Origin of the sequence: Stenotrophomonas sp. AS1 (genome assembly GCF_048957655.1) — a bacterium.
Taxonomy (GTDB): domain Bacteria; phylum Pseudomonadota; class Gammaproteobacteria; order Xanthomonadales; family Xanthomonadaceae; genus Stenotrophomonas; species Stenotrophomonas bentonitica_A.
In genome coordinates this window covers 341,437-357,791 of record NZ_JARVXM010000006.1, presented here as the reverse complement: position 1 = coordinate 357,791, position 16,355 = coordinate 341,437, and the positions used below count along the sequence as shown (strand labels likewise).

General features: G+C 67.8%; 9 protein-coding genes and 1 pseudogene. 8 read left to right on the top strand and 2 right to left on the bottom strand.

Going from position 1 to position 16,355, the window contains the following annotated elements:
• Nucleotides 1-43 precede the first annotated feature (43 nt).
• The 7 genes from bcsD (at nt 44) to bcsZ (PV764_RS10560) (ending at nt 12,370) form a co-directional block, all read left to right on the top strand.
• Nucleotides 44-502, top strand: a complete 459-nt coding sequence (gene bcsD, locus PV764_RS10590) for a cellulose biosynthesis protein BcsD (RefSeq protein WP_026069674.1) — start codon at nt 44-46, stop codon at nt 500-502.
• A gap of 24 nt (nt 503-526) precedes the next feature.
• Complete coding sequence (locus PV764_RS10585; RefSeq protein WP_046272739.1) at nt 527-901, top strand: hypothetical protein; 375 nt, start codon at nt 527-529, stop codon at nt 899-901.
• A gap of 100 nt (nt 902-1,001) precedes the next feature.
• The gene (bcsA, locus tag PV764_RS10580) at nt 1,002-3,152 is read left to right on the top strand and encodes a UDP-forming cellulose synthase catalytic subunit (RefSeq protein WP_019182528.1); all 2,151 of its coding nucleotides are present in this window, start codon (nt 1,002-1,004) and stop codon (nt 3,150-3,152) included.
• The gene (gene bcsB, locus PV764_RS10575) at nt 3,149-5,494 is read left to right on the top strand and encodes a cellulose biosynthesis cyclic di-GMP-binding regulatory protein BcsB (protein ID WP_200899493.1); all 2,346 of its coding nucleotides are present in this window, start codon (nt 3,149-3,151) and stop codon (nt 5,492-5,494) included. Before bcsA ends, bcsB begins: the two co-directional genes overlap by 4 nt.
• Before the next feature lie 2 nt (nt 5,495-5,496).
• Nucleotides 5,497-6,660 carry a cellulose synthase complex periplasmic endoglucanase BcsZ gene (bcsZ, locus tag PV764_RS10570; RefSeq protein ID WP_019182526.1) on the top strand — a complete coding sequence of 388 codons (1,164 nt, stop codon included), beginning with the start codon at nt 5,497-5,499 and terminating at the stop codon, nt 6,658-6,660.
• Entirely contained in the window at nt 6,642-11,123 is a 4,482-nt protein-coding gene (locus PV764_RS10565; protein ID WP_421116574.1) for a cellulose synthase subunit BcsC-related outer membrane protein, read from the top strand. The genes bcsZ (PV764_RS10570) and PV764_RS10565 overlap by 19 nt, the downstream gene beginning before the upstream one ends.
• A gap of 92 nt (nt 11,124-11,215) precedes the next feature.
• Nucleotides 11,216-12,370 carry a cellulose synthase complex periplasmic endoglucanase BcsZ gene (bcsZ, locus tag PV764_RS10560; protein WP_026069670.1) on the top strand — a complete coding sequence of 385 codons (1,155 nt, stop codon included), beginning with the start codon at nt 11,216-11,218 and terminating at the stop codon, nt 12,368-12,370.
• Between the two features lie 31 nt (nt 12,371-12,401).
• Here the strand turns inward: bcsZ (PV764_RS10560) and PV764_RS10555 are convergent, their stop codons facing one another.
• Together PV764_RS10555 and ettA are read right to left on the bottom strand one after the other, a co-directional pair.
• Nucleotides 12,402-13,718: an NCS2 family permease gene (locus tag PV764_RS10555; RefSeq protein ID WP_019182523.1), complete on the bottom strand. Its 1,317-nt coding sequence runs from the start codon at nt 13,716-13,718 to the stop codon at nt 12,402-12,404.
• 125 nt (nt 13,719-13,843) lie between these two features.
• Nucleotides 13,844-15,508, bottom strand: a complete 1,665-nt coding sequence (gene ettA, locus PV764_RS10550) for an energy-dependent translational throttle protein EttA (RefSeq protein WP_019182522.1) — start codon at nt 15,506-15,508, stop codon at nt 13,844-13,846.
• A 235-nt stretch (nt 15,509-15,743) separates the two neighbouring features.
• On the opposite strand from ettA, the pseudogene PV764_RS10545 reads away from it, so the two are divergent.
• A pseudogene (locus PV764_RS10545) lies at nt 15,744-16,213 on the top strand (RcnB family protein).
• The last annotated feature ends 142 nt before the right edge of the window (nt 16,214-16,355 follow it).

The following is a 16,355-nucleotide window of genomic DNA, read 5'->3' as shown; positions in this document are numbered from 1 at the left end:
CCCGTATACCGCCTCTGCATCGTGGTTCGTCTAGGCTTTCCACATGAAGTCATCAGCATTGCTCGATTACTACCGGACCCACGCGTGCTCACGCCAGTGGCGCGGCTTCCTGCTGGCGCTCTGCGAAGAGTTCGACAGTGCGTTGCCCGATGCCGAACTGTCGCGGTTGATGGCGCGTATCGGTGAGCGCTTCGGCCGTGACCATGCGCTGCCGGCGGTCGCCACACTGGACGAACTGCAGCAGGCGGCCAATGCGGTGTGGTCCTCGACGGAATGGGGGCAGGTCGTGTTCGAGGAAGCCCCCGAACAGGTCCGCATCCACCACGCCGCCTCGCCGCTGTCAGCCGTCCTCGGCGCCCGGGCCGGGTGGGACACTGGGTTTCTGGAAGGTGTGTACCGCCAGTGGTTCCGGGCCGCCGGGATGATGTCGGTGCTGGATGTGCGCTATCTGCAGAGTGATCATCCCGATGTAGCTACCTACACGCTGTCGCGTGTGTTCTGACCCTCTCCCCCTTTCGATGGTGCCATGAGCAAGTTTCAGCAACCTGCCGATGCCGAGAGCCACGACGACGTGGCTGGTCTCTTCAACCGCCTGGGGGATCGCGATGACACGCGCGCTTACCGGGATTTCTCCCACAGCCAGTCCCGCGTGAGCACGGTGGCCAAGCCGCGCGATGAGGTGCCGCCGCCGATTCCGGCCGCGACGAACCTGCCGCCCGCGGTCACTCTCGCGCCGGTGACCACGTCGGTGACCACGCCGGTCCAGGCGACCACCGTGGAGACGCCGGCCACGGCCGCACCGGGGCGCAAGACCCCGCTGGAGCAGTTGTTCCAGCGCCTGGCGGAGGCACGTAGCGCCACGCCGGGGCACAGCCCGCTGAGCCGGCTGCGCCAGGGTTGAAACGTAGTCGGTGATCGTCCGTCGCGCCCAGCCGGGTGCGGCAACGGGACCGGCTGATGCAAGGGGATGCCGCGATCTGCGGCCGTGTTGGGGGAACATCATGAGCAAGTCATCCACCCCGAGAGGGGATGCCATTCTGGCCCGCCTGGCGCTGCTCGCGCTGGCGGTCGGCGGCGCCGTGCTGCTGGCCTTTGTGGTTACCGTCCCGATGGAGATCGGCCAGCAGTTCCTGTTCTCGGCCGTGGTGTTCCTGATCGCCCTGTGCCTGCGCAACCGCGAGAACCGGTTGATCCCGCTGGTGCTGATGGGGCTGTCGCTGGTGATGTCCACGCGCTACATGTACTGGCGCCTGACCGACACCATGGGCATGAGCAGCTTCGTCGACCTCACCCTGGGCCTGGGCCTGGTGGCCGCCGAGGTGTACTCCTTCATCGTGCTGGTGCTGGGCTACTTCCAGGTGGCATGGCCGCTGCATCGCAAGCCGATGCCGCTGCCCGAAGACCAGTCGCTGTGGCCGAGCGTGGACGTGTTGATCCCCACGTACAACGAGCCGCTTTCGGTGGTGCGTACCACCGTGCTCGCCGCGACCGTGCTGGACTGGCCGGCCGACAAGCTCAACATCTACCTGCTCGATGACGGCCGCCGCGACGAGTTCCGCGCGTTCTGCGAAGAAGTCGGGGTGCAGTACATCACCCGTACCAACAACAACCACGCCAAGGCCGGCAACATCAATGCGGCGTTGAAGAAGACCAGTGGCGAGTACGTGGCGATCTTCGACTGCGACCACATGCCGACCCGCTCGTTCCTGCAGATGTCGATGGGCTGGTTCCTTCATGACGAGAAGATGGCGGTGGTGCAGACCCCGCACTACTTCTTCTCGGCCGATCCGTTCGAACGCAACCTGGGCAACTTCGGCCGCGTGCCCAACGAGGGCGAGCTGTTCTACGGCCTGCTGCAGGACGGCAACGACCAGTGGAATGCGACCTTCTTCTGCGGTTCCTGCGCCGTGATCAAGCGTGCCCCGCTGGAGGAAGTGGGCGGTGTGGCGATCGAGACGGTGACCGAGGATGCGCATACCGCCATCCGCCTGCACCGTGCCGGCTACCGCAGCGCCTACATCCCCGTGCCGCAGGCGGCCGGCCTGGCCACCGAGAGCCTGTCGGCGCACGTCGGCCAGCGCATCCGCTGGGCACGCGGCATGGCGCAGATCCTGCGGGTGGACAACCCGATGTTCGGCAAGGGCCTGAGCTTCGTGCAGCGGCTCTGCTACACCAACGCGATGCTGCACTTCTTCTACGGCCTGCCGCGGATCATCTTCCTGACCGCGCCACTGGCCTTCCTGTTCTTCGGTGCGCACGTCATCCACGCCTCGGCGCTGATGATCCTCGCCTACGCGCTGCCGCACATCGTGATGGCCAACCTGACCAACCTGCGCGTGCAGGGCAAGCACCGCCATCTGCTGTGGAACGAGGTATACGAGACCACGCTGGCCTGGTACATCCTGCGCCCCACCCTGATGGCCGTGATCAACCCCAAGTTGGGCAAGTTCAACGTCACCGCCAAGGGCGGCCTGGTGCAGCGCAGCTACTTCGATGCGCAGATCGCCCGCCCGTACCTGTTGCTGCTGCTGTTGAACCTGGCCGGCGTGATCGCCGGCATCGTGCGGATGGTGATGGCCCAGACCAGTGGCGAGGTCAATACGATCTGGTTGAACCTGGGGTGGACCGTCTACAACATGATCATGCTCGGGGCGGTGATCGCCACCTCCAGCGAGCAGCGCCAGATCCGCCGCGCGCACCGGGTGCCGCTCAACATGCGCGCCGTGCTGCACCTGCCTGATGGCCAGGCGCTGCCGTGCCGCACGCTGAACTTCTCCACCGGTGGCATGGCGATCCGCCTGGACCAGGCACAGCCGGTGCAGCCGGGCACGCGCGTGGAGGTCGAGCTGGCTCATCGCCAGCGCAGCCAGCGGCTGCCGGCCGAAGTGCGGCATGACCGCGACGACCAGGGCATCAGCATCCAGTTCGGTGAGCTGAGCCTGGAGCAGGAGCGCTGGCTGGTCACGTCCACCTTCGCCCGTGCCGACATCTGGGTGAAGCTGTGGGGCCGCCACGACCGCGACACCTTCCTGCGTTCCACCACTGACGTCCTCAAGGCCAGCATGCGCGGCTTCCACCGCCTGGGCCAGTTCGTTTTCGCGGGCGGCCGCAAGGATGCCCCCACGCCGCCGCGCACCGGAGATTCCGCATGACCCGTCGTCACCGTTCCCTGTTCCGCCCGGTGCGCCTGCCGCGCCCGTCCGCCGCAGCGGTGGCGTTCACCCTGACCCTGCTGTGCGGGGCGGTCTATGCGCAGAGCCCGCCCGTGCCCGCGACAGCGCCCGCTGCCGTGCCAGCGACCACCCCGGCCGACGCTGCGCCGGCGGCGATGATGCCCGCCACGCCGGCTGCAGGGACCCGGCAGAGCCGCTCCACGCTCAAGCAGCTCGGCATCGACTATGAGATCACCCTGCGCGGCATCCAGGGCACGGCCGGCGTGCCGTTCTCGATCCGCAACGACCAGGTCGTGGACCGCGCATCGCTGCATCTGAAATACAGCTATTCGCCAGCGCTGCTGCCAGACCTGTCGCACCTGAAGGTGACCGTCAATGACGTCACCGTGGCGACCCTGCCGACGCCGGTGGACCAGGCCGGCCGGATGATCGAGCGCGATATCGATATCGACCCGCGCATGATCATCGACTACAACCGCATCAACCTGCAGTTGATCGGCCACTACACACGCGAGTGCGAAGATCCCGATCACACCAGCCTGTGGGCCAACATCGACAGCGCCAGCTACCTGGAGCTGGGCTGGGCGCCGCTGCAGCTGACCAATGATCTGTCGCTGCTGCCGGTGCCGTTCTTCGACGCACGCGACACCAACCGGCTGGAACTCCCGTTCGTGTTCACCGGCCAGCCGGGGCAGGGCCTGCTGCAGTCGGCCGGCATCGTGTCGTCGTGGTTCGGCGCACTGGCCGGTTACCGCGGCGCGCTGTTCCCGGCCTCCATCGATACGGTGCCCATGGAAGGCAATGCGGTGGTCGTGGCCACCCCGCGCAATCCACCGGCCGGCCTGGTGCTGCCCGACATCAGCGGGCCGACCCTGGCCGTGATCGCCAACCCCAACGATGCCAACGGCAAGCTGCTGCTGGTGCTGGGTCGCGATGATGCCGAACTGCGCATCGCCGCCACCGCGTTGACCTTGGGCGCGCCGCTGTCCGGCCCGACCGCAAGCATCGGGGACTTCAAGGAGATCGCGCCGCGCAAGCCGTACGACGCGCCGAACTGGATTCCCAGCGACCGGCCCGTGCGCGTGTCCGAACTGGTGCGGCAGACCAGCGAGTTGAACGTCGTCGGCTACCACCCGGACCTGATCCGCATCGGCCTGCAGCTGCCGCCGGATCTGTTCGTGTGGCGCCGCGACGGCATTCCACTGGACCTGCGTTACCGCTATACGCTGCCCGAAGGGGCGGACAAGTCGGCGCTGAACATCAGCATCAACGACGCCTTCGTTACCACCCTTCCGTTGAATGGTCGGCCGGCACCGCGCTCGGTCTCGGACATGGTGTGGAACAAGCTCAAGGCACCCGGCGCGATGCCGATCCAGCAGAAGGTGATGCTGCCGACCGGCCCGTTCTCGTCCAACAGCCAGCTGCGCTTCCACTTCTTCTTCGACCGCCCCCAAGCCGCCGAGTGCAAGAACACCTTCCCGGATGTCTCCGCGGCGATCGATGGCGACACCAGCATCGACCTGAGCGGTTTCGACCATTACATGGCGATGCCCAACCTGGCCGCCTTTGGCAACGCCGGTTACCCGTTCACGCGCCTGGCCGATCTGTCCGAGACCGTGCTGGTACTGCCGGACAACCCCAACGCCGATGACGTCGGCAATGTGCTGACCCTGCTCGGCCGCATGGGTGCCTCGACCGGCTACCCGGCGCTGCGCAACCGCATCATCGCCGCGCGCCAGGTCGGCGAGCACGCCGACCAGGACCTGGTGGTGCTCGGCTCGCGCCGCAGCCAGCCGCTGTTCGGCGAATGGGCGGCGCACCTGCCGATCGGCGAGGCGGGGCAGTCGCGCCGCGTGCAGCTCTCGGACTGGGTGTTTGAACGCATGCCCTCGTTCCTGTCGCCGGATGCGCGCCGCACCGATCTGCCCACCACGGCCGAAGTCTCCGTGCGTCCCGATGCCGGCGACGTCGTGTTGATGGGCTTCGAGTCGCCCCTGCGCAAGGGCCGCAGTGTGATCGCGGTGATGGCCGACGACCCGGCCCAGGTCAACCGCCTGTTCGAAGCATGGTTTGATCCGGACCGCCTGCGCGATTTCCAGGGCAGCGTGGTGCTGCTGCAGAAGGACAAGGTGCGCAGCTTGGCCGGCAACCAGAGTTACTACGTCGGCCACCTGCCGCCGCTGACCTGGCTGCGCTGGTACTTCTCGCAGAGCCCGCTGCTGCTCGGCGCCCTCGTCGGCCTGGCCTGCCTGTTGTTGGCGCTGATCGCGCGCTGGCTGCTCAAGCGCAACGCCAGGGCACGCATCGGGATGTCCGGCTGAGCATGCGCGACCCGTCCGTCCCCGCGCCGGCGCCTGCGCGCCGTCGCTTCCTGCAGGCGATGGCGGCCGCTGGTGCTGCCGCCGTGCTGCCGCTCGACGTTCTGGCACAGGCCTGCGGCACGCCGTGGCGTGAGTGGCGTGCGTTTGTCGATCGGCATATCGAGCCGGATGGCCGCGTGGTCGATCATCTCAATACCGACCTGCGCAGCACCTCCGAATCGCAGTCCTACGGATTGTTCTTCGCACTGGTGGACAACGATCCAGTGCTGTTCGACCGTATCCTGGCCTGGACCCGCCGCCACCTGTGCCGCGGCCGTGCCGACCTCAATCTGCCTGCGTGGTTGTGGGGGCGTGCCGCCGATGGCCAGTTCCGCGTGCTCGACCCCAACACCGCCGCTGATGGCGAGCTGTGGATCGCCTACGCGCTGCTTGAAGCGGGCCGCTTGTGGAAACGGCCGGGGCTGGTCGAAGCCGGCCGGCAGACGCTGGCGCTGATGCGCACGGCTGAAGTCGTCGAGCTGCCCGGCTTCGGCCCGATGCTGCTGCCCGGCAACCGCGGGTTCGTGCAGGCCGACCGCTGGACGCTCAATCCGAGTTACCTGCCGTTGTTCGTGCTGCGTCGTTTTGCCGCCGTCGATGCACGTGGCCCGTGGGCGCGGCTGGCCGAACGCAGCGTGGCGATGACGCGTGCCAGTGCGCCGGTCGGGTTCGCGCCGGACTGGATCGCCTGGAACGGCAAGGCTTTCGTAGCCGACCCGGGCAAGGGCGCGATCGGCAGCTACGACGCGATCCGCTGCTATCTGTGGGCAGGCATGACCGATCCGGCCGATCCGTTGCGGCGCACCTTGCTTGATGGCCTGTCTGGGCCGGCATCGATGTTGCGCGCGCAGAGCGGCTTTGCCGAAAAGATCGACACACGGCTTGGTGTGGGCACCGGTACGCCGTCACCGGGCTTTGCCGCGGCCCTGCTGCCGTATCTCAGTGCACTTGGCCAACCCGCATTGGCCAAGGCGCAGCTGGCGCGGATTCCCGCCGCCGGCACCCTCAACTATTACGATCGTGCCCTGGTGCTGTTCGGCAAGGGCTGGATGGATCGCCGCTACCGTTTTTCTGCCGATGGGCGACTGCTGCCCGCGTGGAGTTCGCCATGTTCCGCAAGACCCTGACACCTCTTTGCCTGGTTGGCCTGTGCGTGCTGACCGTGCCGGCCTTCGCGCAGAACGCGTCGTCGACGCAGCAGCTGGTCAGCCAAGGCAACTACTGGCAGGACCAGGGCCGCGAGGATCTGGCCGCCGATGCCTGGCGCAAGCTGCTGGCCACCGACCCCAACCAGGCCGATGCACTGCTCGGCCTGGGCCTGATCGACCTCAACCAGGGCCGCCGTGCCGAGGCGCAGAAGCGGCTGCAGCAGCTGCAGGCACGCCACCCGTCCTCGGCGCAGACCACGCGCCTGCGCATGGCGCTCGGCGGTGGCGGTGGCGGGAACCAGCTGCAGACCGCGCGTCGCGCAGCGGCGGCCGGGCGCTATGTCGAAGCGGTACGTGCCTATGACGAGGCCTTCGGCGCAGGCGGTCCGCCCAATGATCTGGCGCTGGAGTACTACCAGGTGCTGGCCGGTACGCCGGAAGGCTGGACGCGCGCGCGCGATGGCCTGCGCCGCATCGCCACCGGCAACAACAACCCGGCCAAGTTGGCGCTGGCCCAGGTGCTGACCTACCGCGAACCCACCCGCCGCGAGGGCATCGCCCAGCTGCGTACGCTAAGCCAGGCCACCGATACCGCCGGCCCCGCGCGTGCGGCCTGGCGCCAGGCGCTGCTGTGGCTCAACGCCACCACCGCCGATGCACCGCTGTACCAGGCCTTCCTGGACGTGGTGCCGAACGATCGCGAGGTGGCGGCCAAGCAGGCGCAGCTGCGTGAACAGGCCATCGCCAACCGTCCGGTGCCGCAGGACCCGAACCAGCGGCTGCTGGGCGAGGGCTTCCGTGCCCTGGACAGCAACAACCTGGCCCAGGCCGAAGCCCGTTTCGCCCAGGTGCTGCGCGCGCGTCCGCGCGATGCCGAGGCACTCGGTGGCCTGGGCTCTGTGCGTCTGCGCCAGGAGCGCTTCGGCGAAGCCAATGAACTGCTGCGCCCGGCGGCTGCGATCAACGGCAAATGGCGCAGCGCGGCCGATGCCGCGCGCTACTGGCTGACCCTGCAGGAGGTGCGTCGCCAGCCCAGCGGCGATGCCATCGCCCGGGTGCAGCAGGTCATCGCGCTGCAGCCGAAGGAGCCTGCGGGTTACGTCGCGCTGGCCGACCTGCAGAGCGGGAGCGATCCGGCCGCGGCCGAACGCGGCTACCGCAAGGCACTGGAACTGGATGCCGGCAATGCCGGTGCGCTGCAGGGCCTGGTCGGCCTGCTTGGTCGTCTTGGCCGCGCCGATGAAGCGGCCGCACTGTTCGACCGGCTGACCCCGGCCCAGCAGGAAAGTGCCGGCGGCCAGTCGGTGCTGCGTGCCAACCTGGCGCGTGCCCGCGCGCAGCAGGCGCTGGCCGAGGGCAGCATCGAGATGGCGCAGATCGAGCTGGAAGATGCATTGCTGGTGCAGCCGCGTGACCCATGGCTGCGGTTGGAACTGGCGCGCCTGTACACGCGCGCGGATCGTCCGGACCAGGCCAACGGTGTCATCGAAGGGCTGCGCGCGCTGGACGACAGCTCGGCGACCTCGCTGTATGCGCAGGCCCTGTTCGCTCAGGAGAACAGTGACTGGCCGCGCGCGTATGCGTTGCTGGAACGCATTCCCACCGCTTCGCGTGATTCGGAAATGACCGCGTTGCACGACACCGCGTGGGTACAGGTGCAGGCCGCCCAGGCGCGTTCGCTCATGCAGCGCCAGCGCAGCGGCGAAGCGCAGCTGTTGCTGGCCCGCGCCGAAGCCGCACTCGGCGACCGGGTCAAGAACCCGGCCATCGTGGCCGCGTTGGCCGGTGCCTACGCCGACATCGGCAGCCAGCAGCGCGCCCTCGTGCTCGCGCAGCGCCTGATCGAAGGCGGTTCGCCCAGCGTCGACAACCGCCTGGAATATGCCTCGGTGCTGCTGCGCGCCGGTCGCGATGGCGAGGTCGCCGCGATCCTGCGCCAGCTCGCCGACGTGCCGCTCTCGGCCAGCCAGCAGATCCGCTTGAACGATCTGCGCAGCGGTTACGTGCTGCGCCAGGTCGATGCCCTGCGGGAGCTTGGCAATCTTGAAGGCGCATACGCGGTGTTGGCCCCGGCATTGGCCGAGCGCCCGCAGGACCCGCGCAATATCGCCGCGCTGGCACGGCTGTATGCCGCCGCGGGCGACAACGGTCAGGCCCTGGCGCTGTATCAGCAGCAGCTGCAGTTGGCACCGGGCGATCTGGATGCGATGGTTGCCGCCGCGGGCAGTGCCGCGGCGATGCGTGACATGGATCTGGCCGAACAGTATCTGGAGCGCGCGCTGAAGCAGGCCCCGGAATCGCCGGATGTGTTGGCGGCGGCAGGGCGCGTGTATCGCGCGGCCGGCAAGAACCGCCGCGCCGAAAGCTACTTCCGCGCGTCGCTGGCCGCCGCCGCGAAGAGCAGCGGCCAACTCGACAATGGCTACCCGCAGGCCAGCACCGCGATGCTGGCCAGCGGTGGCAGCTTCAATCCGTTCGCCGGTCTCAACCGTGGCGGTGGCACCCGTACCGCAGCGCTGCGCGATGGTGGTCTGCCACTGCCGGCCGCGACTGCCCGCCTGGCTGCCCAACCCCTGCCGATGGACGCCGGCCCGGCGATGGGCATGAGCCTGGGCCCGGCAAGCGTCACTCCAGTAATCGATGCCGATGGCCTGCCGGAACCGGTCATGGCGACGGCTGCGGCCAGCGGCGGTGTCGCCCTGCCGTTGCCGGTGCCCGGCTCGCGCCAGGTGCCCAGCCAGGCGAGTGCGCCGCGCGCCTCGCGCAATACCGCGCTAGGTCCGCTGCCGCCAGCCACCACCGGCAACGGCGTGCTCGACGAACTGCGCGCGCTCAAGGCCGAGAACAGCAGCAGCCTGGCGGTCGGCGCGGCGTATCGCACCCGCGCTGGCGAAGCCGGCATGGGCCAGCTCGATGACCTGCAGGTGCCGCTGGAAGGGCAGTTCGCGGTCGGCGACGGCAAGCTCAAGGTGGCAATCACCCCGACCGTGCTCGATGCCGGGCGCCCCGATCCGGAATACACCAGTGCCAGCCGCTTCGGCGGTGGCCCGCAGGCCGCTTTGGCCGGTGCACTGGCCGCTGACCGCACACCGGTCGATGACCTGGTCGGCTCGTCGCTGTACCAGACGCTGCTGACCCGTGGCGAGAGCAACGCGACCCGCAATCTGATCTACGACCGCGCGCTGGACAACGGTCGTTACCAGGAACTGTTCAACCAGACCGACGGTTCGCTCACCCAGGCCGAACGGGCCGCTGCCGCACGTGCGCTGCTGTTCGCCGATCCGCTGCCGAGTTACATCCTCAGCCGCGATCTGGCCAATACCCCGATCAGCGACATCGCCACCCAGGTACTGGGCAATGCCGGCCTGGTGCGCGGGCTGAGCGCGGCCGAGCAGGCCCAGCTCAAGACGCTGGCCCAGGGCGGCGGTGGCTCACAGACACCGCAGGCGTTCCAGGACACTTTGTACGCGATGGTGGCCAATGCCGCCGGTGCCCGCCGCATGAGCTCCCAGGATGCCAGCGGCGCCGGTGTTTCGGTGGGCTATGAGCGGGGTGGCTTCCGCGCCGATGTCGGCAGCACGCCGCTCGGCTTCGATGACACCCAGATCGTCGGCGGCATCGGCTACCGCGGTCAGATCGGCGATGCGCTGACCTGGTCCGGTGAGGCCTCGCGCCGTGCGGTGACCGACAGCCTGCTGTCCTTCGCCGGCGTGGAAGACGGGCGCAACGGGCTGCGCTGGGGCGGGGTGACCGCGAGCGGCGCCAAGCTCGCCGCGACCGTCGACAACGGTCAGTTGGGCGGCTACGCCAGCGCGTCCTGGCATCGCCTGGAAGGCGAGAACGTGGCCGACAACGATCGCCAGGAAGTTGGCGTGGGCGTCTACGTGCACGCCCTGGAGACCGACAACCAGTCGCTGACCGCCGGCCTCAACCTGACCGCGATGCAGTACGACCGCAACCTCAGCGGCTTCACCTACGGACATGGCGGTTACTTCAGTCCGCAGCGCTATGTGGATGTCGGCTTCCCGGTGCACTGGAACGGGCGTACTTCCAGCGGCCGCGTGGCGTGGCAGCTGGATACCAGCGTCGGCGTACAGCACTTCAAGGAAGACGCTGCGCCGTACTTCCCGACCGATCCGGCGATGCAGCAGGCTGCTTACGAGGCCGCCTCGATGGCTGCGTTGCTGGGACTGACCACCGAGTACGTGGACCCGGTCTATACCGGCCAGACCAAGACCGGCGTGTCCTACAACCTCAGCGCCGCGGCCGAATGGCAGCTGTCTTCGCAGCTGTTCCTGGGCGGGCGCATGGAGTTCAACAACGCGCGTGACTACCGGCAGTTCGGTACCAGCCTGTACCTGCGCTTCCTGCTCGACCGCCTCGGCGCCGGGCTGGGCAAGCAGCCGCAGCCGCTGCGCTCGCCGTACGCGTCGGGTGAATGATTACCGTCATGCGTTGATGACCGGCCCGCTGCCAGGCTTTACCTGGCCGCGGGCGTCCCGCAGGCTTCCCAGGTCCCGCTGCGAAGAGGCTGATGTCCGTGACTGAATCCCCATCGTTCCATCGGATGCGCCGCCGCCTGCTGCAGGCGCTGGCCGTTACTCCGCTGCTGGCCTGCTCGGCCAACGGCCCGGCGCGCGGGCCCGGCCCGTGGACGGCGTGGCAGGTGATGCGTGCCTCCAGCGTGACTCCGGACGGGCGCATGGTCGACCACAACAACGCCGACCAGCGTTCGACCTCCGAAGGCCAGTCCTACGCGCTGTTTTTCGCGCTGGTGGACAACGATCAGCCGCTGTTCGATCGCCTCCTGCGCTGGACCGAGGACAACCTCGCCGGCGGCAGCATGGCCCAGCGCCTGCCCGCCTGGCTGTGGGGGCGCGACACCACGGCCAATGCATGGAAGGTGCTGGACGACAATCCCGCCAGCGACTCGGATGTCTGGCTCGCCTATACCCTGCACGAGGCAGCGCGGTTGTGGAAACGGCCGGCGCTGCGGCAGACCGCCGAAGCGATGCTGGCGGCGATCCAGGTGCAGGAGCTGGTCGATGTTCCGGGCCTGGGCACGATGTTGATGCCTGGGCCCAAAGGATTTGCGACGGAAGACACGTGGCGGTTCAACCCCAGCTACCTGCCGTTGCCGCTGCTGCGCCGCTTCGCCGCGCTTGATCCGAGCGGGCCGTGGACCACCGTGATCGGCAACAGCGTTCGCCTGCTGCGCGATACCGCACCCCACGGCTTTGCGCCGGACTGGACCGCGTGGCGCGACGGCGGCTTCATCGCTGATCCGGACAAGGGTCCGCTCGGCAGTTACGACGCCATCCGCTGCTATCTGTGGGCAGGCATGACCGCCGTGAACGATCCCAGTTTCCGCTCGGTTCTGGATGCGCTGCACGGCCCGCTGAGCACCCTGCGCGAGGGCCAGCCGATGCCGGAGAAGGTCAACACGCTCACCGGCATACGCGAAGGCACCGGCAACTACGGTTTCCAGGCGGCCCTGGTGCCGTACCTGCAGGCGCAGGGCGAGGCCGAACGCACCAAGGCAATGGTCGCTGCGCTGCCGACACCGGAGCAGCAGCGCGCCGCGCCGCCGCGCTATTACGAGCAGGTGCTCAGTCTGTTTGCCCTGGGCTGGTACGAAGGCCGCTATCGCTTTGCCGCCGACGGCCAACTGCGCCCAGCCTGGGCCTGACCAGCACCGGCACACGGCCGGTGCCGGTCGATCATTCCAGCGCGTAGCGCAGCACGAACAACCCGGCCACCAGCCACACCGCCGGATGCACGTCGCGCCAGCGCCCGGTGCCGGCCTTGAGCACCGCATAGGCGATGAAGCCGAAGGCCAGGCCGTTGGCAATGGAGTAGGTGAACGGCATCGCCAGCGCGCACAGCGCGGCCGGCACCGATTCGGTCAGGTCGCCCCAGTCCACATCGACCAGCTCGCGCAGCATCAACCCGGCCACGAACAGCAGGGCAGGGGCGGTGGCATAGCCGGGTACCATCGCCGCCAGGGGCGAGAACAGCAGCGCCGCCAGGAACAATGCCGCCACCACCAGCGCGGTCAGACCGGTACGGCCACCGGCCTGCACGCCCGAGGCGCTTTCAGCGAAGGCGGTGGTGCTGCTGGTCCCGAGCAGCGAACCGGCCACGATCGCGGTGCTGTCGGCCAACAAGGCACGGCCAAAACGCTTCTGCGCACCGGGCAGTTTCAACAGGCCCGCACGACCGACCACACCGTACAGCGTGCCGGTGGCATCGAACACTTCCACCAGCACGAACACCAGCACCACCTGCAGCAGCACCGCGATCGGCGCGCCACCGTCGTGGTGCAGCAGGCCCGGCAGGTCCAGCTGCAGGAACGTCGGCGCCAGGCTCGGCGGCAGCGAGATCAGGCCATGGAACTGTACGTCTCCGAGCAGCCAGGCCGCCCCGGTCACCGCCAGGATGCCGATCAGGATTGCGCCGCGCACCTTGCGTGCCTCCAGGATCGCGATCAGCAGAAAGCCAGCCAGCGCCAGCAGCGGTGGGGCGGTATTGAGCGGCCCAAGCGCGACCAGGGTGTCGGTGTTGGCGATGATCACGCCGGATTTCTGCAGCGCGATGATCGCCAGGAACAGGCCGATGCCGGCCACGATCGCCGCGCGCAGCGAAGCGGGGATACCCGCCACCAGCCAGGCGCGTACGCCGGTCAGTGACAGCACCAGAAAGACCAGGCCGGAGATGAACACCGCCGCCAGCGCCTGCTGCCACGGCAGGCCGGCCGCGCCCACCACGGTGAAGGCGAAGAACGCATTCAAGCCCATGCCTGGGGCCATGCCGACCGGGAAGTTGGCCGCGAACGCCATCACCAGCGAGCCCAGCGCGGCGGCCAGGCAGGTGGCGACGAACACCGCGCCCGGGTCCATGCCGGTGGTGGCCAGGATGTCCGGGTTGACGAAGACGATGTAGGACATCGTCAGGAACGTGGTCAGGCCGGCCAGCAGTTCGGTGCGCACGGAGGTGCCGTGCTGCTGCAGCTGGAACAGGCGTTCGGGGAGGGACATCGCGAAATCTCAAACCGTTGGTGGTGGGTACTGACCGTTGGTCGGTACGCTTCAAAGCGTCACCAGCAACGGTGGTGACCTACCGAAATGAGAAAGGCCGCGCGAGCGCGGCCTTTCCGGTTGCCTTATTTCAGCGCCTTGAAGCGCAGGCGCTTCGGCGCAGCGTCGTCGCCCATGCGGCGGCGCTTGTCTTCTTCGTACTCGCGGTAGTTGCCCTGGAAGAACTCCACGTGCGAATCGCCTTCGAACGCCAGGATGTGGGTTGCGATGCGATCCAGGAACCAGCGGTCATGCGAAATCACGAAGGTGTTGCCCGGGAACTCCAGCAGCGCATCTTCCAGCGCACGCAGGGTTTCGATGTCCAGATCGTTGGACGGTTCATCGAGCAGCAGCACGTTGCCACCCTGCAGCAGGGTCTTGGCCATGTGCAGGCGGCCACGCTCACCACCGGACAGCGAACCGACCAGCTTCTGCTGATCCTGGCCCTTGAAGTTGAAGCGGCCGATATAGGCGCGCGACTGGATCTCGATGCCGTTGATGTTGAGGATGTCCAGGCCGCCGGCGATTTCCTGGAAGACGTTGTGGTTGCCTTCCAGCGCGTCGCGGCTCTGGTCCACGTAGGACAGCTTGACGGTCGGGCCGACGGTGATTTCGCCCGAATCCGGCTTTTCCTGCCCGGTGATCATCTTGAACAGGGTCGACTTACCGGCACCGTTGGGGCCGATGATGCCCACGATCGCGCCGGCCGGCACCAGGAAGCTCAGTTCGTCGAACAGCAGGCGGTCGCCGAACTTCTTGGAGACGTTCTTGAACTCCATCACCGAGTTGCCCAGGCGCTCGCCCGGCGGGATGAAGATTTCATTGGTCTCGTTGCGCTTCTGGTAATCCACCGACTGCAGCTCTTCCAGGCGGGCCAGACGGGCCTTGCCCTTGGTGCGGCCACCCTTGGCGTTCTGGCGCGACCACTCCAGTTCCTTCTGGATCGCCTTCTGGCGGGATTTTTCCTGGTTGTCTTCCTGCTTCAGGCGCTCGTCCTTCTGCATCAGCCAATCGGTGTAGTTGCCCTTCCACGGAATGCCGCGGCCGCGATCCAGTTCCAGGATCCACTCGGCGGCGTTGTCCAGGAAGTAGCGATCATGGGTGACCGCCACGACGGTGCCGGTGTAGCGCGCCAGGAACTGTTCCAGCCACTCGACGGACTCGGCGTCCAGATGGTTGGTCGGTTCGTCGAGCAGCAGCATGTCCGGCTTCTGCAGCAGCAGGCGGCACAGTGCCACGCGGCGCTTTTCACCACCGGAGAGCTTGCCGATCACCGCATCCCACGGCGGCAGGCGCAGCGCATCGGCGGCCACGTCCAGCTGGTTTTCCAGGGTGTGCGCATCGCCGGCGGCGAGGATCGCCTCCAGGCGCTCCTGTTCCTTGGCCAGCTTGTCGAAGTCGGCACCTTCCTCGGCATAGGCCAAGTAGACCGCGTCCAGCTGGGCCTGCGCCTGCAGCACTTCGCCGACGCCTTCCTCGACTGCTTCACGCACGGTCTTGGTCGGGTCCAGCTCCGGTTCCTGGGCCAGGTAGCCGACCTTGATGCCGGGCTGCGGGCGGGCTTCGCCCTCGAAATCGGTGTCCACGCCGGCCATGATCTTGAGCACCGTGGACTTGCCGGCACCGTTCAGGCCCAGCAGGCCGATCTTGGCACCCGGGAAGAACGACAGCGAGATGTCCTTGATGATCTGCCGCTTGGGCGGGACCACCTTGCTGACGCGGTTCATGGTGTAGATGTATTGCGAGGACATGAGCTCTCCGAAGGCGCAACCCTGCGCCCGTTCCGGACGGAACAGGAACAGAGGAAGAAAAGGATGCCCCGATTATAGCCGGAAGCGATCAATGCCGCCGGGAGCCAAGGGCGCCGGGGCTTGCCGCCGCCTGAATGCGGGGTCAAAGCCCTTGAATTGGAAACCGTTTCCAGCCGGAGACCGTTCAGATGGGGTCCGCATGATGGAGCCATCAACCCACCAAGCGAGGCCAGTCATGCGCATGAATCGATTTGTGGTCGGGGCCGTTGCCTCGCTGCTGGCCTTGGGCACCGTGGGCGCGGTCACGACCGCCGCGAGTGGCGTGATGACCGCCGTGACAACCGCCACGATCGCCATGACCGGCACGATCGTCATGACCGTCGCGATCGTCATGACCGTCGCGAAGTCCGCCATGACCGCCGTTACGACCGCCGCTATGACAACCGCGGCTACTACCGCCCGGGCCCGCCGCCGCCGCGGGTGGTCTATCGCCCGGCGCCGGGCTATGGCTCCTACGGCTGGGCCCGCGGCCACCGCTACCGTGAGTACTACGGCGGCCCGGTCTATGTGGTCAACGATTACAGCCGCTACTCGGTGCGCCGCCCGCCCCGCGACCATCACTGGATCCGCGACGACCGCGGCAACCTGCTGCTGGTCGCCATCGCCACCGGGATCATTGCCGACTACGTGATCAACAACCGGTAAGACCGGGTCCAATCGCGGCGGTACCTCACACGGACGGCGCCCTTCGGGGCGCCGTTCTGGTTTCCGGGGCGGGCCGCTGCGGCTGGCGCCCTGGGCAGCATGCGGTGGTGCCGGCGATCGGCGGCACAATTGGTCAGCCCCG